Source organism: Paraburkholderia fungorum, from assembly GCF_902833645.1.
GTDB lineage: Bacteria > Pseudomonadota > Gammaproteobacteria > Burkholderiales > Burkholderiaceae > Paraburkholderia > Paraburkholderia fungorum.
The window spans coordinates 97,890-117,611 of sequence record NZ_CADFGE010000016.1 but is presented as its reverse complement, the minus strand read 5'-3'; the positions used below and the strand labels follow the sequence as shown (position 1 = coordinate 117,611).

Here is a 19,722-nt window from a genome sequence, read left to right as displayed (position 1 = left end):
CCGGTGCGCGTGAAGTGGCGGCGCCAGCATTGCCGGCGCGGCGAGCAGGTGGCTGGTTTGGCTCAAGGCAGGTCATGCAGGTCAAGCAAGTCAGGCAAGTCAAGCAAGTCAAGCAAGTCAGGCAGTTCATTAAAAACACGGCGGCACTATGAGTTCATCGAGCGACATCGAGAAACTGTTCGATCATTTTGGGGGCGACGCCAACGCATACCAGGAAATCGGCCGTGAAAACGAGGCGCGTTCGGCGCGCACGCGTTGGCCATTGCTGGTGACGCTGGATCTGACGCAGCCCACGATCCCGGCGATCCGGCAACGCCGCGAGGCGGATAGCGAGACGTTGGCACAGGAAGCGGCCCGCAAGGCGGCCGAGGAAGCGGCAGCGGCTGCCGATCGTCAGGATGACGTGCCGAAAGACGCCGCCTCGGTCACGCGGGCGAAGGCGCCGCTGTTTACACGATCACATCGGCGGGACATCCCGCCTGTCGTCGTTGCCGCCAAATCTGCCGCGCCGAGCGGCGCATCGCGTTTCGGCGCGCTCGAAACGAACGACGGCACCGCGGTCTCATCCGGCGCGGAAACTGCCCCGGCCGCGCCGACAGCACCGACAGCACCGGTAGCCCCGGCCGTGACGCGGACCGACGCGGCGGCGCCCTTGGCGAGGCAAGCCGCGCCAGCCGTCGCCCCGCCATCGACATCAATACCGCCGGTTGCCGCTGCACCGGCTCGCGCTGCCGTGCCGCCTGCCAGTATTGCGCCGTTGGGCCAGTTCCGCACGCCGGCGCTACCTGTCACACAAACGATGGCGAGCGTGCCACTCAACCCGACGGCGCCCCGCGCCCCCGCACCCGCATGGGCGCGGGCACCCGCACCTTCAGCATGGGCACAGGCGCCCGCGCAGACACCCGCTCAGGCGCACGCTCCGACCTACCCGACCGCGCCGGCGGCGCTCACGCCACCCGCGTCGATCCTCGGCAAACTGTTCGCCACTCAAGCCGCCGCCGCGCCGCGGCAACCCGCCGCCGGCAATCCGGGCGAATCCGCACCGCTGCAATCGGTCTTCGACCGTCTGCGCGGCACCCCCGCTCAAACAGCGCCGGCGCCGGCCGGCACCTCGCGTGCGGCCACGCCCGGCGCCTCCAACTCGTGGCTGGTCAACGGCCCTCGTCGCTCATGAAAGTCATTGCGGTCGTGTCCGCCAAAGGCGGGGTCGGCAAAACCACCCTCGCCGCCAATCTCGCCTCCGTGCTGGCCGCCGGCGGCCGGCGCGTGATCGCGCTCGACCTCGACCCGCAGAACGCGCTGCGCCTGCATTTCGGCGTGCCGCTCGACAGCATCGACGGTTTGTCGCGCGCCACGTTGACCGGCGATCCGTGGCAAACGGTGATGTTCGACGGCGTAGACGGCGTGACGGTGCTGCCCTACGGCGCGCTGATCGAAGACGACCGGCGCCGCTTCGAAGCCTATATCGACCAGGAGCCGGGCTGGCTCGCCCAGTCGCTGCAAGCGCTGCGGCTCGACCCGTCCGACGTCGTCATCGTCGACACGCCGCCAGGTTCGTCCGCGTATGTGCGCAATGCGTTATGCGCGGCCACCTTCGCGCTGAACGTGGTGCTGGCCGACGCGGCTTCCTACGCGGCCATTCCGCTAATGGAACGGCTGATCGACACCTACGCGGCGCCGCGCCCCGAGTTCGGCGGCGTGGGCTACGTGGTCAACCAGATCGACCAGTCGCGCCAGTTGACCAAAGACGTCCTCAAGGTCCTGCGCCAGATGCTCGGCGACAAGCTCTTCCCGGGCGTGATCCATCTGGACGAAGGCGTGAGCGAAGCGCTCGCGTGCGACACCACGCTGATTCACTACGATCCACTCAGCCAGGCGGCCGCGGATTTCCGCTCGTGCGGCAACTGGCTCATGACGGCGGTCGATGCCATTGCCGTCTCACCGGGGAAAGTCGCATGAGCACGCCTTCTTCGCACAGCCTCGAGGGCGCCGAGCCGTCGCGGCTCGAACGCTTCGCCGACGCCCGGTTCTGGAACAGCCGCATCGTGACCGGTCTGGTCACGCTGTTCGCGCTGGTGATGCTGTATTTCGTGTTCACGGTGCCGCTCGCGTTTTATGAGCAACTGACCTTCGCGACCTGCTGCTTCCTCACCGCGCTGTGGTTCCGCCGCATGCCGGGCCGTTACGCGACGATGGTGATGATCATGCTCTCGGTGGTCACCTCGGGCCGCTATATGTACTGGCGGCTCACGTCGACCACTTACTGGGAACATCCGCTCGACGCCGCGTGGGGTCTGTTGCTGGTCTCGGCCGAGGTCTATTCGACCATCGTGCTGCTGCTCGGCTACTTTCAGACCGCGTGGCCGCTCAAGCGCACGCCGATGCCGCTGCCCGCTTCACGCGACCAGTGGCCGAGCGTCGACGTGTTCATCCCGACTTACAACGAGCCGCTCTCGGTGGTGAAACCGACCATCTACGCCGCGCTCGCGCTCGACTATCCGGCCGAGAAAATCTCGATCCACGTGCTCGACGACGGCCGCCGTCCCGAGTTCAAGGCGTTCTGCGAAGAAGTCGGCGTCAACTGGACGATCCGCACGCACAACCGCCATGCAAAGGCCGGCAACATCAATGAAGCGTTGAAGATCACCCAAGGCGAATACCTCGCGATCTTCGACTGCGATCACATTCCGACCCGCTCGTTCCTGCAGATCGGCCTCGGCTGGTTCCTGCGCGACAAGCTGCTGTCGATGCTGCAAACGCCGCACCACTTCTTCTCCGCCGATCCGTTCGAACGCAATCTCGGCACCTTCCGCAAGGTGCCGAACGAAGGCGAACTGTTCTACGGCCTCGTGCAGGACGGCAACGATCTGTGGAACGCCACCTTCTTCTGCGGTTCGTGCGCGCTGCTGCGCCGGAGCATGGTCGAAGAGATCGGCGGCATCGCCGTGGAAACGGTCACCGAAGACGCGCACACCGCGTTGAAGCTGCACCGCCTCGGCTACACCACCGCCTATCTGGCGATTCCGCAGGCAGCAGGCCTCGCCACCGAAAGTCTCTCCGGCCACATCGGTCAGCGGATTCGCTGGGCGCGCGGCATGACGCAGATTTTCCGGATCGACAATCCGCTGACCGGCAAGGGTCTGAAAATCGGCCAGCGGCTCTGTTATCTGAACGCGATGATGCACTTCTTCTACGGCATCCCGCGTCTCGTGTTCCTCACCGCACCGCTGTCGTACCTGTTCTTCGGCGCGCATGTGATCGAAGCCGCCGCCAGCACGATCGCGATCTACGCGCTGCCGCACATGATGCACGCAAGCATCACCAACTCGCGGATGCAGCGCTCGTTCCGCCATTCATTCTGGGCCGAGGTGTACGAATCGGTGCTGGCCTCCTACATCACCGCGCCCACGCTGCTCGCGCTGATCAACCCGAAGCTCGGCAAGTTCAACGTGACGGCCAAGGGCGGCCAGATCGAAAAGAACTACTTCGACTGGTCGATCTCGCGGCCGTATCTGTTCCTGCTGTTGCTGAACCTGATCGGCTTCGTGGTCGGCATCGTCCATATCTATCTGAACTGGCATATCCGCAGCGTGGTCAACACGACCATCCTGAACCTCGGCTGGACCACCTACAACATGCTGATTCTCGGCGCGAGCGTGGCCGCGGCGAGCGAGCGGCGGCAGATTCGCGCGGTGCACCGGGTGGCGATGCAAATGCCCGTGATGCTGAAATTCTCGACCGGCCGCACGCTGGCCTGCGAAACCATCGACTACTCGGAAGGCGGTGTCGGCGTGGCGCTGCCCGGCAAAATCGAGGTGCCGATCCACGAGCGCGTGACCGTGTCGCTGTTTCGCGGCGACGAGGAATACACCTTCCCCGCCACGGTCGGCTTCACCGAGCCGGGCCGGGTGGGCCTGCGCTTCGCGACGCTGACGCGCGAGCAGGAGTACGAGTTCGTCAAGACCACCTTCGCGCGCGCCGACGCGTGGACCGGCTGGGCCGAAGGGCGCCAGCAGGACACGCCGCTGCGCGGTCTGTCGCACGTGCTGTCGGTCGGCGCGCGCGGCATCGTGGGTCTTTTCGAGCATCTTTATGCCGACCTTCGAAGCTCGATGAAAAGCCGTCCGGTGGACGTCAAGAAGCTAAAAACCAAAGACTGATCTATGGGCAACAGGATGGCGAAGTCAAACGTCGAACGCTCGCATCACGAGCGCGGTGGGATGAAAGCGCAGGCGCGTCCGGCGGGACGCCCTCGCTCGCAAGGGTTGATGCGCGGACTTGCCTGTTGGCTCGCGTTGCAGACCGCGTTGGCAGCGCCGCTGGCATCGGCCGCCGAAGCGACTGCGGCGGCGACGAGCGGCGCGAGCGCGGCGCCAGCCGGTCAGGCGGTCGCGCCGCAGTCTCAGCAAGGCCAGGGCGCGCCGGCCGCGCGCGTCGCCACCGGGGTGGGCAGCGTGCCCGCGCCGAGCCCGGCCGTGCCTTACGATCCGGCCGCGATCACGCAAGCACAGTTGGCCACGCCCACGCCGGCGCTCGCCGCTTCGTCGGTAAAAGCGCTGGGTATCAGAACGCCCACCACTGCCGAGCCGGGCACCCTGGTGCCGGGCGGCCGCCGTCAAACGCTCACCTTCGCCGACCTCGGCGCGCGCGATCCGCTGCAACTGCGCGGCACCGACGGCCAGAACGGCGTCGCCTTCTCCGTGCGCGGCGACGAAGTGGTGACCGGCGCGATCCTGCATCTGGTCTACAGCTACTCGCCCGCGCTGCTCGCGAATATTTCCCAGCTGAAAGTGCTAGTGAACGGCGAAGTCGCCGCGACACTGCCGGTGCCACGCGAACAGGCCGGCATGCTGGTGGCGCGCGACGTCTCGATCGATCCGCGCTTCATTACCGAATTCAATCACCTGAACGTGCAGTTGATCGGTCACTACACGACGAGTTGCGAAGACCCCGCGAATTCGTCGCTGTGGGCCACCGTCAGCAACGCGAGTTCGCTCGACCTGACCTATGCGTCGCTCGCCAGCAAGCCGGATCTCGCGGCATTGCCGCAGCCGTTCTTCGACCGCCGCGATGTGCGCCGTCTCGAGCTGCCGTTCGTGTTCCCGCAAAAACCCGGCGCCGGCACGCTCGAAGCGGGCGGCATTGTCGCGTCATGGTTTGGCGCGCTGGCCGGCTATCGCGGCGCGATATTTCCCGCGCAACTGGATAACGCGCCGCTGTCGGGCAACGCCGTCGTTTTCGCCACGGACGACCAACGCCCGGCCGGCGTGACGATCCCGGCAATCTCCGGCCCGACGATCGCCGTGGTGGATCGCGAAGCACCGGCACGCGGCAAGCTGCTGCTCGTGCTCGGGCGCACCGAGGCCGAACTGAAAACCGCGGCCAGAGCGCTCGGCATCGGTCAGAACACGCTCACCGGCCCGAGCGCGACGATCACGAGCCTGAACGAACTCGCCCCGCGCGCGCCGTACGACGCGCCGAACTGGCTGCCCACCAACCGCCCCGTGCGCTTCGGCGAACTCGCCGACCCGCGCGATCTGACCGTGTCCGGCTACGACGCCGACGCCGTGCGCGTGAACCTGCGCGTGCCGCCCGATCTGTTCATGTGGCACACCAAGGGCGCGCCGATCGATCTGCGCTACCGCTACACGGTGCGTCCGCTGCGCGACCGGTCGTCGCTCAACATCAGCGTCAACGACGGCTTCGTGCAGTCGCTGCCGATTCCGGCCGAGTCGGCCTCGGTGTTCGAGCTGAGCCATTATTTCGCGCGCGTCCTGCCGGACAAAACCGCCGAAGCGCGCCGCACGGTCCACATTCCGCCGCTGCTGCTGACGCCGCGCGCGCAAGTGCGCCTGCATTTCTACTACGACATTCCGAACACCGGCGAGTGTCACGGCCGTCTGCTGGAAAACGTGGTGGGCGCCATCGACCCGAACTCGACCATCGATCTGTCGTCGTTCCCGCATTACATGGCGCTGCCCGATCTGGCGGCGTTTGCCAACAGCGGCTTCCCGTTCACCCGCATGGCCGACCTCTCCGAGACCGCGGTGGTCCTGCCGAACGACGCCGATTCGAGCGACTACAGCCTGTACCTGCTGACCATGGGCCGCATGGGCGCATCGACGGGATATCCGGTAAGCGGCGTCACCGTCGGCACGGCCGATGACGTCGACAAGTACGCGAACAAGGATCTGCTGATTTTCGGCGCGCCGGGCAAGCAGCCGCTGCTGCAGCGCTGGGCCAAATCGATGCCGTTTTCAAGCGACGGCGATTCGCGCACCTTCTCGCTGTCAGACGTGGTCTTCAAGCTCGAGGACTGGTGGCATGGCGAGCGCGGTGTCGAACGTTCGCCGGCGCGCGCCGACCTCACGCTCGTGAGTTCGAACGGCGACGCGCTGCTGACCGGTTTCGAATCGCCGCTGCAGAAGAACCGCAGCGCCGTCGCGCTGGTGAGCGCGGCCGGCCAGTCGGACGCCGATCTGTCCGCCGCCCTGCTCGACGCCGACGTGCTGCCGGAAATTCAAGGCGCGATGGCCGTGATCCACGGCCGCACCGTCACCATCACGTCGAACGGCGAAGCGTATTATGTCGGCCATTTGTCGCCGCAGGAGTATCTGCGTTGGGCGCTGTCGTCGCATCCGCTGCTGCTGGTGCTAAGCGGCGTGCTTGCCGCGCTGATCATCGCCGGTCTGTTCTACCGGACCCTGCGCTCGATCGCCGCGCGCCGCCTGAAAGACTGAGAGTACCGATAGGACTGATATGCGGGTTCGAATCAACAAGACCTATATGACGCTCACGTTGGGCGTGGGCCTCGCGCTTGCGGCGGCCACGAGTTTTGCCGGCCTCACCAGGGTGGCCCAGGCCACGCCGACGCCAGGTCAGCCAGGCCAGTGCAATAACGACTGGCCGGCGTACCGCATCTTCATCGAACACTTCGTGCAGGCCGATGGCCGCGTGATCGATTATTCGTCGCCGCAACTGAAAACCACTTCGGAAGGCCAGTCGTACGGCATGTTCTTCGCGCTGGTCGCGAACGACCGCGCGAGCTTCGACCGGTTGCTCGGCTGGACCCGCGCCAACCTCGCGGGCAATCAGTTCGACGCGCAAAACGTGCGGCTGCCGTCGTGGCTCTGGGGCAGGAAACCGGACGGCTCATTCGGCGTGCTCGATCAGAATTCCGCGTCCGACTCCGACCTGTGGATCGCCTACGATCTGCTGCAAGCCGGCCGCCTGTGGCATGACGCAAGTTACACGCAACTCGGTCGGGCGCTCGCCGCGCAAATCGCGCGCGAGGAAACGACCACGCTGCCGGGCCTTGGCCCGATGCTGCTGCCCGGACCGCAAGGCTTCGCGAACGGCGGCGTCACGCGCCTGAACCCGAGCTATCTGCCTTTGCCGGTGCTGCGCGCGCTGGCGAAGGAGATGCCGGGCGGGCCGTGGGCCCGGCTCGCCGACAACGCCTACAAGCTGATCAAGACCACCTCGCCGCTGGGCTTCACGCCCGACTGGGCTGCCTGGCAGAACGGCCAGTTCGTGGTCGATCCGAAAGAAGGCGACACGGGCAGCTATGACGCGATCCGCGTCTACCTGTGGGCCGGTCTCGCGTCGTCCGCCGATCCGCTCGCCAAGCCTTGGCTCGCGGCGGTGGGCGGCATGCGCGCGAAGGTGGCGCAAACCGGCATCCCGCCCGAGAAGGTCTCGTCGACCACCGGCACGGCGAGCGGCGAAGGTCCGTTAAGCTACTGGGGCGCGCTCGCGCCGTACTTCAAGGCGCTCGGTGACGAGCGCGGCCTCGGGCTCGCGCGCACCCATCTCGCCGCCCTCGACACCAACGTGCCGGGTCGCGAGCCTGTCTATTACGATCGTGTGCTCGGTTTGTTCGGCACCGGATTTATCGACGGCCGCTATCGCTTCGACGAAGCCGGCCGTCTCGTGCCCAGTTGGAGAAATGCATGCGATTGAGCGCCCTCGCGTTGTCAATGCGGTTCGCGCTGAGCCTCACGGTGGTGTGCGGTGTGGCGACGGCCTCGCCTGATGCGTTGGCGCAGGCGTCGAAAGACCCGCTGAGCGTGCTGATCGATCAGGGCAAGTACTGGCAATCGCATCATCGCGGCGACCTCGCCGAACAGGCGTGGCAGAAAGTGCTGCGCATCGACCCGAAGCAACCCGATGCGCTCTACGGCATGGGCATGGTGCTCGCCGACCGCAAGGACGGCGCGGGAGCGCAGCAATATCTGGCGCGTCTGAAAGCGGTTGCGCCGAACTATCCGAATCTGGACGAACTGGGCCGGCGGCTCGGCGAATCGAGCTTGCGTGATCAGACCGTCAACGACGCGCGGCGGCTCGCGCAAAGCGGTCAAAGCGCGAGCGCGGTGGAGGAATATCAGCGCGCGTTGAACGGCAAGCCGGCGACGCCCGAACTGCAACTCGAGTATTACCAGGCCCTGTCGGCCACGCCGCAGGGCTGGGACCAGGCGCGCCGCGGCCTCGAACAACTCGCGCGCGACAATCCCGACGACCCGCGCTACGCCCTCGCCTATGCGCAGCATCTGACCTATCGCGACACTACACGCCGCGACGGGATCGCGCGGCTGCAGAAGCTCACCGGCGACAGCACGGTTGGCGCGTCGGCGAAAAAGAGCTGGCGGCAAGCCTTATTGTGGCTCGACGCACGGCCCTCCGACGCCGCGACGTATGAAGCCTATCTGCAAGCCTCACCCGACGACGCCGCGGTCAAGGCCCGCTTCGATTCGATGGTCCAGCAGGACAAGGCGGCTCGCGACCGTGCTCAGGAAAATGCCGCGGTCGATGCTCGTGGCCGCACCATCGCCGACGGGTTCGCCGCGCTCGACCGAGGCGAGCTCGACACGGCGCGCTCGAAGTTTTCGTCAGTACTGGCAAATAGTCCGAACGACACCGATGCGCTGGGCGGCATGGGTATCGCCGCGTTGAAGCAGGAACGTTTTGCCGAAGCCCGCAATTATCTGGAACGCGCGTCGCGCAGCGGCAATCCGGCGCGCTGGAAAACCGCGCTCGATAGTGCAACCTACTGGACCTACACCAGCGACGCGATCGGCGCGCGCAGCAATGGCGAGTTCGCGAAGGCAAAGTCGCTGTTCGAACGCGCGATCGCGCTGAATCCGTCCGACGTCACCGCGCAGGTGCTGCTCGGCGAGATGCTGCTGTCGAATCACGACCCGGCCGGCGCCGAGCAGGCCTACCGGATGGCATTGCGCCGCCAGGCCGACAATCCCGATGCGATTCGCGGCCTCGTCGGCGCGCTCGCTGCACAAGGCCGCGGCGACGAAGCACTGCAATTCGCCAATCAGTTGAACAGCGAACAACAATCGAAGGCCGGCGGCATCAACCGTTTGCGGGGCGAAGCGCAGGCTGCCCAGGCGCGCGCGGCCGAAGCGCGCGGCGATCTCGGCAGCGCGCGCAGCCTGTTCGAAGACGCGTTGCTGAACAATCCCGACGATCCCTGGCTGCGCCTCGACCTCGCGCGCATTTACGTGCGCCAGGGCGCGGTGGCGAATGCCCGCAGCATGATGGACGGACTACTCGCCGCGCATCCCGACATGACCGATGCGCTCTACGCGAGTGCGTTGCTGTCGGCGGAAACCCAGGACTGGGCGGCCGGTCTCGCGCAACTCGAACGGATTCCGGTCGCGCAGCGCACCGACGCGATGACGACCTTGCAGCACCGTTTGTGGGTGCATCAGCAGGCCGACCTCGCGATGCGGATGGCGCGCAACGGCCAGTCGCAACAGGCGCTGGCGACCTTGCAAGCGGCCGAGCCGGTGGCCGGAAACAACCCGGAACTGATCGGCGTGATTGCCGCCGCGTATCAGCAGGCCGGCGACCCGAATCGTGCGTTGGGCCTCGTACGCAGCGCAATGAACGCGGCGCCCGGCAACACCGATTTACTGCTGCAATACGCGGGCATTCTGTCCGCCACGCGGCAGGAAGCCGAACTCGGCATGGTGATGCGGCGGCTCGCGTCGATGCAATTGACACCGCAGCAGCGCACCGATTTCGGCAATCTGAATCTGGGCATCGTCATCAAGCAATGCGACGCGGTGCGTCAGCGCGGCGACCTTGCCAGCGCCTATGACGTGATCGCGCCGTGGCTGGCGGCGATGCCCGACAATCCCGATCTGCAAGCCGCTCTCGGGCGCCTCTATTCGAGCGCCGGCGACGACCGCAATGCGCTCGCCAGTTACCGCGTCGCGCTGCAACGCAAACCGGACGACCTGAACCTGCTGCAGGCGGGCATCTCCGCGGCGACTGGGGCGAAACAGTTCAGCTATGCCGAATCGCTCGCGCGGCAAGCGCTCGCGGCGGCCCCTGGCGACCCGGGCGTGCTGGCGACGGTCGGGCGCATGTATCGCGCCGAAGGCAAGCTGTCGCTCGCATCGACTTATCTGCAGCGTTCGCTGGTCGCGGCCAATACGCCGCTGATGGCCAACGCGCCGCGCGCCAATGCACCGGGCAACGTGCCGCGCGGCTGGGAAGTCGCGATGCGCCGGATCGGCGCGACGCCGCTGCCCGGCACCAATCCCTTCGAAGGTAAAACCGCCACGATCTCGCCGACCGACGCCGACAACGCCGCGTTTGCCGGCGGCGGCTCCAACGCCGCGCGTGCCTCGCTTCCGTACTCGCAGTCCTCCTTGCCGTCACAGACCGTGCCGAACTTTCCGCCACCCACGCAGCCCGCGCCCTACGTCGCGCCTTACACGGCACCCGCGCCGCAGCCGTATTCGCCCAATGCCGCGCCGGCCCCGTTGCCTTATAACGCGCCGCTGCCCGGCGTCAACACGGGGGGTTACGGCCAGGGGAGCAACGGGTCGAGCCAGTCAGGCGCGCCGTTGCAACCGTATCCGGGCCAGGGCCAGCCGCAGATGCAACAGGTCCCGCAGCAGCAGTACAACCCAGGGTATCCGCAGCAGGCTGGCTATCCGCAGCAAGGCGGCTACCCCCAACAGGGTGGTTATCCGCAACAAGGCGGTTATCCGCAGCAGGCTCAGTATCCGCAGCAGGCTCAGTATCCGCAGCAGGTGCCGGACGGCTATGCGGCCACGCCATGGCCGATGTCGCCTGCCGCGCGTGAAGCGCAAGCCAACGCCGGTTCGATGCAGCCGCCGCGTTACGCGAATTCGTCCGCGAGCACGAAACGCTCGACCAGCAAGAAACAAAGCGCGTCAAAGAGCAATCGCAACACGCAGGCCTATGCGCAGGCGCCGTATGGGCAGCAAGCTTATCCGCAGCAGCAACAGCCCTATTACGGCCAGCAACCTTATGCGCAGCAGCAGGGTTACGCGCAACAACCCTATCAACCGGTTCCGCCGCAGCAGGCTTACGCCCAGCAACCCTATCAGCCGTATCCGGGTCAGGGTTCGGGTTATTACGCGCAACAGCAGCAACCGTACATTCCGCAGCCGCCTACCGGTTACGCGCAGCCGTATTACCCGCAGCAACCCGGTGCGAACGGCAATGGCGCTGGCTACCCGCAACCGAACGTTGCCAATACGCAGACACTTGGCGTGGCGGAGGAACTGGCTCAGGTCAATCGCGAGCAATCGAGCACGGTGTCGGGCGGGATTGTGTTCCGCAACCGTTCGGGCGAGGATGGACTGTCGACGCTGACCGATATCGAAGCGCCCATTCAGGGGCGCATCAAGGCGGGCAACGGCCACATTGTGGTGACCGCCACGCCGGTTACGCTGGATGCCGGCACTGCTTCGGGCAATCTCTCGACGCTCGCGCGATTCGGCGCGGGGCTGTCCAGCAGCACGTCCGCGATTGCCGCGGTCAACGGCAACAACACCTATGGCAGCCAGACCGCCAACGGTGTGGGTTTGTCGCTCGGCTACGAAGCCCGCAGCTTTAGCGGCGATATCGGCGTGACGCCGCTCGGCTTCCCTGAGAAAACCGTCGTGGGCGGCCTGCAATACAACGGCGGCATTACCGACAAGGTGTCTTATTCGCTGGCTATCGCACGCCGCGCGGTGACGGACAGCCTGCTCTCGTATGCGGGCGCGCGCGATTCCGGCTCCGGCCTCGAGTGGGGCGGCGTCACTTCCAATGGCGGCCTCGGCAGCCTTGCGTGGGACGACGGCACCAGTGGCCTGTACGTGAATGCCGCGTTTCAGTACTACCAGGGTTATAACGTAGCGAGCAATAACGCTGTCAAGGGCGGCGGCGGTGTCTATACACGTGTCTTCAAGGATGCGGATCAGACGCTGACTGTCGGCGTGAACACGACGCTGATGCGTTATAACAAGAACCTGTCGTACTTCACCTATGGTCAGGGTGGGTACTTCAGTCCGCAGCAGTATGTGATTCTGAATCTGCCGGTGGAATGGACAGGGCGCAATGGGCAGTTCACTTATGACGTGAAGGGATCGATCGGCGTGCAGCATTATCGTCAGGACGCGTCGAATTACTTCCCGCTCAATGACGGGTCCAACCGCCAGGCTACTGCGGCGGCGATAGCCAATCTTATTGGCACGGGTGTGGATGGCGGTGCGGTTTATCCTGGGCAGAGCAAGACCGGGTTTTCTTATTCGCTTAGCGCGGTGGGGGAATATCAACTGGCGCCGCAGTTGGCGTTTGGGGCGACTGCGTCGCTCGGCAATGCTTATGAGTATCGGGAGTGGCTTGCAGCGGTTTATGTGCGGTATAGCTTTAGCAGGCAGACGGGGTTGCAGCCGTTTCCGCCTACGCCGCTTAGTTCGCCGTATTTGTCGTTGTCGAATTAGGGGCCTGCTCGGCGGTTTAGGTTTGGTTTTTTTGTTTTTTGTTTTTTTGGTTTTTCTTGCTGTGTTCGTGGTCTGGTATGGGGTTGGTCTTTTGGCCTTTCCTTGTTTTGTTAGTGGTCTATTAGCGTTCCCCCTGTGCGGGGGGGCACCTACTTTTCTTTGCCTGCCGCAAAGAAAAGTAGGCAAAAGAAAGCGGCTCACACCGCCAGCTCATAAGCGGGCCCCCCGCACAGCCACGGTAGTGGTGCATCTGGAATCTGTCGCCTCGCACATTCGGCTTTAGTGACAAGGCAGTCATACCTCCGGCGGCGCTGCGCGCGCCGAAACCCGGTTTCAAAAAACCATCAGTTATGCAAAGCGTCGATCAGTCATCGAAAACATCGGCCAGGTTTCCCTGACAGACCCGTCCGCGACGCACGCAGTGCGGAGTGGGAGCTGATGAGTGCTTTGTCAACAGCGCGGAGTGCGCGAGGGCACAGATTCCAGATGCACCACTACCGCGGCTGCGCGGGGGACCCGCTTATGAGCTGGCGGTTTGAGCCGCTTTCTTTTGCCTACTTTTCTTTGCGGCAGGCAAAGAAAAGTAGGTGCCGCCCCGCACAGGGGCAACGCTAATAGACCACTAACAAAACAAGGAAAGGCCAAAAGACCAACACCAGAACAGACCACTAACAAAGCAAGGAAAGCCCAACCAGCCCCCATCGCCCCGCGAAAAAAATCCCCTTATTTCCCCTCATTAGCATACCGCCGGCAATGCTCCAGATACCCCACAGCATGACTACTCACCAACTCTAAAATACTCTTCCAAAGCCACCCCGGCGCATCGAGCGTCTTCGACCGATTCCTCCGCAACTCCGCAAGCCACCCCGCGCGTTCCCCCGCATCCATCTGCCGCGCATGCGCCTTCCCCACCACCAGCGCAAGAAAGCGCGCAACTCTCATCGCCTCATCCTGCGTCAACTGCTCAATCGTCAACTTCATATCCTGCGGCAGCAACTCCCGTATCACAACAGCTCGATCCGATAACCGCGCCGCCCGCATCCGCTCGCCCAGCGATGGCGACAAATGCCTCGCACCCTCCACCACCCGTTCGGCGTTATCCCGCGGCATGCGCACGCCGGGATACCGCGGCGCTGCCGCCTGCGCGGCTTCCTTGATGTCGATCAGGCAAAGATCGTCGCCATCCATCGCGGCACCGTCTATATCCAGCAGCACCGCATACCGCAACCGCCCCAGCGAACTGCATCCCTTCACCCAGTACGCCGCATCGAGCACCTCGACATCCGCGTCGTCGCCACCGCCACGCAATACCGTCGCAAGCCGCGCCACCGATCCCTTCTCGAATAACGCCTCGATTTCGCGCCGCTCGCTCTTGGCCAGCGGCCAGAAACGCGAGCCCAGCGGAATGGTCGGCTCGATATCTTCAATCCGCTCCTCCGCAAGATGACGCCACGAACGGCGTACCGCCTCCTTCATCACCACCTTCACCACCTCCGGCTTCTCGGCATGGATATCGGCTTCGCCGGCGGCCTCGTCGAAGGCGCGCTCGTAGCCGTCCGCCAACGCCTCCATCATGTGCACCGTGGTCAGGCCAGGCAGGTCCGAACCGCGCGCAGCCGTCGCCAGCGACAGCCCAAGGCGGATCAGGTCGTGCGCCGGATTGCCGATCACCGTCTGGTCGAGGTCGCGAATCAGGATCTCGACGCGCCCCTCTCCATCGGCGACCGGCCCAAGATTGCCGCTGTGGCAATCGCCGCAGATCCAGATCGCCGGCCCCTCGGGCAAAGTGTGGCTCTCCATCCCGTCGAGCCATTCGTAGAATTTGCTCGTGTTGCCGCGCACATAGGCATGCGCCGAACGCGCCATCTTGGCGTTGCGGCGGGCAGTCAATAACGCCTGCCGTACCTCCGGCTTAGGCAACTTATTGTTTCGTGTGATGTTTTTCTTCGGCATTCTGGCGTCCGCGTTTGTTGAAGTTCGAGTCCGGTGTGGCGCTCAACCTGCACCTTGCGCCCATTAGCACAAGCGAACCAGAGCGCGGAGCACGAAACACGCCTGCCCCTTCCCGCCACCCACGCGCATCCGGGACGCGCCCGTCTCGCGCCAATCGAGCAGCAGACGGCCGGTTCAAATCAGTCACATATGCGCTTCTTTTCTGATCCAACGCGCGGACGCCGACCGATGCAGGTAAAACTTGCAAGGCGATTTGCGCCGATTGTTCGGCGAACTCCGCAAAGCCCCTTCTGTTATGCCAACAGGAGACGTTCTAGCCTACAATTATTGCTGCCGCGCAGCCGCTTCGTGGCCGCCTCATCCCCGCGGTACACAGCAGAAGATTCATCCCACCTCCTGCTGAGCATCCACGCGCACCATGCGCGTCGGCAGAGTGGGGACACACTCATTGACGTGAACTCTGTGGAGCGCAGCAATGCCATTCCCGGCACAAGACCACGGCTGCCCCGGCTGGAACGGGGAAATGGCGCGGCGCATTAGCGAATTCGACTGGAGTGCGACCAGCCTCGGCCCCATAAAAGACTGGCCACGCAGTCTCACCGCTGCCGTTCAAATGCTGCTCGCGTCGCCCGTGCCCCTCGTGCTCCTATGGGGGAAACCGGGCTACATGATCTATAACGACGCCTACGCGATTTTCGCGGGCGGACGGCATCCGTATCTGCTCGGTTGTCCAGTCGAACGCGGCTGGCCGGAAGTCGCCGACTTCAACCGTCACGTGATGGTGACCTGTCTGGCCGGCGGCACCCTGTCGTATCGCGACAAGGAACTGGTTCTGCTGCGCGACGGCAAGCCCGAAGACGTCTGGATGGACCTCTACTACAGCCCGGTCCCCGACGACAGCGGCGCCCCCGCGGGCGTTCTCGCGATGGTCGTCGAAACCACCACGCGCGTACTGACCGAACGCTGGCGGCAACGCGCCGAGGCGGAATTGCGCGAAACCAACGAACGCCTGCAACTCGCACTCAACACCGGCGCCGTGCTCGGCACCTGGGTGCTTGACGTGCGCTCCGGCACCGTCACCGGCGACGAACGTTTCGCGCGCACCTTTTCGTTTCCGCTGGACGAGGCCGCGAAAGGAGTCGAGCATCATGCCGCGACACAAGTAATCCATCCCGATGACCAGTCGCTCAACGAGCAGTTGACGAGCGAAGCGATACGCACCGGCGCGCCATTTCGCGCCGAATACAGGATTCGCCGCCCCGATGGCGACTATATGTGGGTTCAGGCGAACGGCCGGTGCGAGTACGACGAACATGGAGAGCCGACGCGCTTTCCCGGCGTGCTGATCGACATTCACGAGCGCAAGATCGCCGAGCAATCGCTCCGTCAGTTGACCGAAACACTCGAACAACGCGTCGCTGACGAAGTCTCGGCACGCGCGCTCGCCGAAGAGCAGTTGCGCCAGGCCCAGAAAATGGAAGCGATCGGCAGCCTGACAGGCGGCGTCGCGCACGACTTCAACAACGTGCTGCAAGTGATCAACGGCAATCTGCAAATGCTCGCCGCCGATGCGGACTGCAATCCGGCCACCTTGCGGCGCTTGTCCGCCGCAACCGACGCGGTAAAACGCGGCGCGAAACTGGCCGCGCACCTGCTCGCCTTCGCGAGGCGCCAGCCGCTCTCGCCTACCGTGCTGAACCCGCGCCGCCTGCTGGCCGGCATGAGCGAGATGCTGCACCGGGCGCTCGGCGAAACGGTCAAGATCGAAACGGTATTGAGCGACGACCTGTGGAATGTGCAGGTCGATCGCAACCAGCTCGAAAATGCCCTGCTCAATCTCGCGATCAATGCCCGCGATGCAATGCGAGCGGACGGCACGCTCACCGTGCGCGCGACCAACCGTGTGCTGGACGCCCAGTTCTGCCGTGGCGAACCGGAACTCTCGCCGGGCGAATACGTGGTGTTCTCAGTGACCGACACGGGCACCGGCATGAAGCCCGAAATCCTCGAGCGCGTGTTTGAACCGTTCTTCACGACCAAGCCCGACGGTCATGGCACCGGCCTGGGCTTGAGCATGGTGTTCGGTTTCGTCAGACAAAGCGGCGGCCATACGATGATCGACAGCGAGCTGGGACGCGGCACCACGGTCTCGCTGTTTTTCCCGCGCTGCTGCGAGCCCGAAACTGTCGAAACCGCCGATCAGACTGCGGCGCCGGTGGGCGGCGGCGAAACGATTCTGGTGGTCGAGGACGATGCGGATGTCCGTCTGACCGCCGTCGAAATGCTCGCGCAGCTTGGCTATAAGGTGTTGACTGCATCCAGTGGCGATGCGGCGCTGGAGTTCATCGACAGCGATGTGCCGATCGATCTGCTGTTTACCGACGTCGTGATGCCCGGCCAGGTAAAAAGCGTGGAACTGGCGCAGCGCGCGGCGGCTCGCTCGCCCACGGTGCCAACGCTCTTCACGTCCGGCTATACACGCGACGAAATCGTCCATCACGGCAAGCTCGACGCCGGCATCACGCTGCTCTCCAAACCCTACCGGCGCGACGATCTCGCGCGCAAGGTGCGCGCCGTGCTGAACGCCGGAGTCGTCAGCGTGGGCGATGGACGCATCGCCCCTTGCGTGCCGCGCACGGTCTACGATCCGGCCGGCTCATCCGGCGTATCCGAACCGCGCGAAAGTCCGCATGCGGTTGCCGCTTTGACCGGGAGTTCGCTCGCAGGCGCCACCGCGAGCTCGCCAGTGGATTCCCTGTCGGGTTCGGCGGTCCCCCAACCCGGTACGCCGGCTCGTCTGCTGCTGGTCGAAGACGACGCCGATTCGCGCGACGCGCTCAACGATCTGCTCGGTGCGCTGGGTTTCGACTGCACCGCGGTCGCGAGCGCCGAAGAAGCGCTGCCACTGGTGCCCACGCAGCACTTCGATGTGCTGCTCACGGACCTGACGTTGCCCGGCATGTCCGGCGACAACCTGGCGCGCGCGGTGCTCGGTCAGCAGCCGGACATCCGCGTGTTGCTGGTGTCGGGTTATGGCGAGAATGCCGAGATCGGCGACGCCATCCCGGGCGCACGGCTGCTCGGCAAGCCGCTCGATATCTCGCAGTTGCGGCACCAACTCGCCGAGTGGCTCGATCACACGGAGGCGGCCTCCTAGCGGAGTCCTTCGCGCAATCACACGGACCGCCGATGGACATCCGATGCGGCACGGCTGGCTGGACCGACAAGACGCTGATCGCCTGCAAGCGCTTTTATCCGCGCGGCAGCAGCAGCGCGGAAGCAAGGCTGCGTTTTTACGCGTCGCAGTTTCCGCTCGTCGAAGTCGATTCGGCTTACTACGCGTTGCCATCGGCGCCCAATTCCCAGTTGTGGAGCGAGCGCACGCCCGCCGGCTTCACGTTCAATTTCAAATCGTTCCGGCTCTTTACCGGCCATCAGACTTCACCCGACGTCCTGCCCAAAGACATCGCGATGGCGTTGCCGGCGGGCATCACCGGGCCGCGCAAGAAGAACGTCTATTACGGTGATCTCCCCGCCGAGATTCTCGACGAACTATGGCGGCGCTATCGGGAAGCGCTCGAACCGCTGCGCGCGAGCGGTCGTCTCGGCGCGGTGCTATTCCAGTTCGCGCCGTGGATCACCCGCTCGCCGGACGGTCTCGCACTTGTCGAAACGTGCCGGCTGCGCATGGCGGACTATCTGATGGCCGTCGAGTTTCGCAATCAGACCTGGTTCGACGACCAGCACGCGCAATGGACACTCGATTTTCTGCGCGAGCGCGGCCTCGTCCACGTGATCGTCGACGCCCCGCCGGACGTGACGAACCGCGTGCACACCGTATGGGAAGCAACGCATCCCGAACTCGCCATGGTGCGTCTGCACGGCCGCAATACGCAGGCGTGGGGCGCGACGGGCGCGGCAAGCGCCGCCGATCGTTTCGACTACGACTATAACGACGACGAACTGAACGAACTGGCCGCGTCGATCCGCGCAATCGCGACGCGGGCGGGCCGTACTCATGTGATCTTCAATAACTGCTTCGAGGATCAGGGGCAGAGAAACGCGAGGACATTAATGCGTATCCTGGGGGTCGGTGCGAACCCGTCGTGAGCGGTTTCGGCGCGCAGTTGGCCTGGCCGGCAACCGGCCAATCAAGGGCATTCGACAAAAGCTCCTCGATTGCTGACAAGCCGGCCGGAGGTGGAGGCGGCCAGTCGTCAATTCCATCTGAAGCCATGTTGGGCCAGTTGCCGGGCTTCGACATGCCGCCCAGAATCGACGACAATATTCCCCGGAAACAATGGCGAGCCGTGCTCCTTTGTCGGAGACACACCGCTAAACCTGAAAGGCACCATGAGACGACTCTTCGCCGCCGCGCTCGCGGCTGCCACTTTCGCGACTTGCGTTCATGCGCAAAGCAACGCGTCCGGCCCGCTCGGCACGCCCTCGGGCAAACTGCAATTCGTGCGCGCCGATCACGATTTTGCGGCAATGCTCGACCAGCAAATTTTCGATCGGTTTGGCGCGAACACGCTCACGCATTTCGATGACATGGCCGGGAACAATGACACTGTACAGCGCATGCTCGTGCAGACCGATTCCGGCCCGGTGCTGTACGACTTGCGCGACCGTCCTCCACTTGTGCAGCGCTGTGGCACGCGCATGACGGTCAAGCGCGTGTTCTGGCAAGGCGATGAGGTCGTGATGCAAGGTTCGCAAGGCTGGTTTCGATTCAAACGCGGTGCGCTGACGAAGCTGCAGTCGTCCACGACAACCTATCACTGACCTATTGGGATTGGGGCACGACAGTCAAACGTATGAGGGATTGCCGTAGCGGACTTCGATAGATTTTGAACGTCCGCTACGATGAAGACGGTCACCGCCCGCGCCCCAGATCCGCAAACCCAGCGGATCGTGGAGCACGGGTGGCGGCGCCCATCGAGCCATCGCGGAAACGTCCCTACGGCAATCGCCTTCCGCTCCGGCCCGCCAGCGCTATGACCCGCAT

At 64.7% G+C, this 19,722-nt stretch carries 10 protein-coding genes; 9 read left to right on the top strand and 1 reads right to left on the bottom strand.

Annotation, left to right across the window (positions count from 1 at the left end):
- Positions 1 to 148: 148 nt before the first annotated feature.
- The 6 genes from bcsP to HWX91_RS35505 are packed head-to-tail and all read left to right on the top strand — an operon-like array spanning position 149 to position 12,761.
- The gene (gene bcsP, locus HWX91_RS35530) at positions 149 to 1,174 is read left to right on the top strand and encodes a cellulose biosynthesis protein BcsP (RefSeq protein WP_028200611.1); all 1,026 of its coding nucleotides are present in this window, start codon (positions 149 to 151) and stop codon (positions 1,172 to 1,174) included.
- Positions 1,171 to 1,959, top strand: coding sequence for a cellulose biosynthesis protein BcsQ (gene bcsQ, locus HWX91_RS35525; protein ID WP_028200610.1), 789 nt, complete (start codon positions 1,171 to 1,173; stop codon positions 1,957 to 1,959). Before bcsP ends, bcsQ begins: the two co-directional genes overlap by 4 nt.
- Complete coding sequence (gene bcsA, locus HWX91_RS35520) at positions 1,956 to 4,160, top strand: UDP-forming cellulose synthase catalytic subunit (protein WP_028200609.1); 2,205 nt, start codon at positions 1,956 to 1,958, stop codon at positions 4,158 to 4,160. Before bcsQ ends, bcsA begins: the two co-directional genes overlap by 4 nt.
- Positions 4,161 to 4,163: 3 nt before the next feature.
- Positions 4,164 to 6,740, top strand: coding sequence for a cellulose biosynthesis cyclic di-GMP-binding regulatory protein BcsB (gene bcsB, locus HWX91_RS35515; RefSeq protein WP_028200608.1), 2,577 nt, complete (start codon positions 4,164 to 4,166; stop codon positions 6,738 to 6,740).
- Between the two features lie 19 nt (positions 6,741 to 6,759).
- The gene (gene bcsZ, locus HWX91_RS35510; protein ID WP_028200607.1) at positions 6,760 to 7,962 is read left to right on the top strand and encodes a cellulose synthase complex periplasmic endoglucanase BcsZ; all 1,203 of its coding nucleotides are present in this window, start codon (positions 6,760 to 6,762) and stop codon (positions 7,960 to 7,962) included.
- Complete coding sequence (locus HWX91_RS35505; protein WP_028200606.1) at positions 7,953 to 12,761, top strand: cellulose synthase subunit BcsC-related outer membrane protein; 4,809 nt, start codon at positions 7,953 to 7,955, stop codon at positions 12,759 to 12,761. The genes bcsZ and HWX91_RS35505 overlap by 10 nt, the downstream gene beginning before the upstream one ends.
- Positions 12,762 to 13,484: 723 nt before the next feature.
- On the opposite strand, the gene HWX91_RS35500 is transcribed toward HWX91_RS35505, so the two are convergent.
- A complete protein-coding gene (locus tag HWX91_RS35500) occupies positions 13,485 to 14,714 on the bottom strand; it encodes a DUF2252 domain-containing protein (RefSeq protein ID WP_028200234.1) in 1,230 nt (409 codons plus the stop codon).
- A gap of 475 nt (positions 14,715 to 15,189) precedes the next feature.
- Between HWX91_RS35500 and HWX91_RS35495 the strand changes: the two genes are divergently transcribed.
- The 3 genes from HWX91_RS35495 to HWX91_RS35485 all read left to right on the top strand — a co-directional run bounded on the left by HWX91_RS35495 (position 15,190) and on the right by HWX91_RS35485 (position 19,499).
- Positions 15,190 to 17,871 carry a response regulator gene (locus HWX91_RS35495; protein ID WP_028200235.1) on the top strand — a complete coding sequence of 894 codons (2,682 nt, stop codon included), beginning with the start codon at positions 15,190 to 15,192 and terminating at the stop codon, positions 17,869 to 17,871.
- A 32-nt stretch (positions 17,872 to 17,903) separates the two neighbouring features.
- Positions 17,904 to 18,824, top strand: a complete 921-nt coding sequence (locus HWX91_RS35490) for a DUF72 domain-containing protein (protein ID WP_028200236.1) — start codon at positions 17,904 to 17,906, stop codon at positions 18,822 to 18,824.
- 243 nt (positions 18,825 to 19,067) lie between these two features.
- Positions 19,068 to 19,499, top strand: coding sequence for a hypothetical protein (locus tag HWX91_RS35485; protein ID WP_028200237.1), 432 nt, complete (start codon positions 19,068 to 19,070; stop codon positions 19,497 to 19,499).
- Positions 19,500 to 19,722 lie beyond the last annotated feature (223 nt).

Coding starts and splice junctions, on each gene's coding strand:
- bcsP (WP_028200611.1), top strand. CDS start 149: ATGAGTTCATCGAGCGACATCGAGAAACTGTTCGATCATTTTGGGGGC.
- bcsQ (WP_028200610.1), top strand. CDS start 1,171: ATGAAAGTCATTGCGGTCGTGTCCGCCAAAGGCGGGGTCGGCAAAACC.
- bcsA (WP_028200609.1), top strand. CDS start 1,956: ATGAGCACGCCTTCTTCGCACAGCCTCGAGGGCGCCGAGCCGTCGCGG.
- bcsB (WP_028200608.1), top strand. CDS start 4,164: ATGGGCAACAGGATGGCGAAGTCAAACGTCGAACGCTCGCATCACGAG.
- bcsZ (WP_028200607.1), top strand. CDS start 6,760: ATGCGGGTTCGAATCAACAAGACCTATATGACGCTCACGTTGGGCGTG.
- HWX91_RS35505 (WP_028200606.1), top strand. CDS start 7,953: ATGCGATTGAGCGCCCTCGCGTTGTCAATGCGGTTCGCGCTGAGCCTC.
- HWX91_RS35500 (WP_028200234.1), bottom strand. CDS start 14,714: ATGCCGAAGAAAAACATCACACGAAACAATAAGTTGCCTAAGCCGGAG.
- HWX91_RS35495 (WP_028200235.1), top strand. CDS start 15,190: ATGCCATTCCCGGCACAAGACCACGGCTGCCCCGGCTGGAACGGGGAA.
- HWX91_RS35490 (WP_028200236.1), top strand. CDS start 17,904: ATGGACATCCGATGCGGCACGGCTGGCTGGACCGACAAGACGCTGATC.
- HWX91_RS35485 (WP_028200237.1), top strand. CDS start 19,068: ATGAGACGACTCTTCGCCGCCGCGCTCGCGGCTGCCACTTTCGCGACT.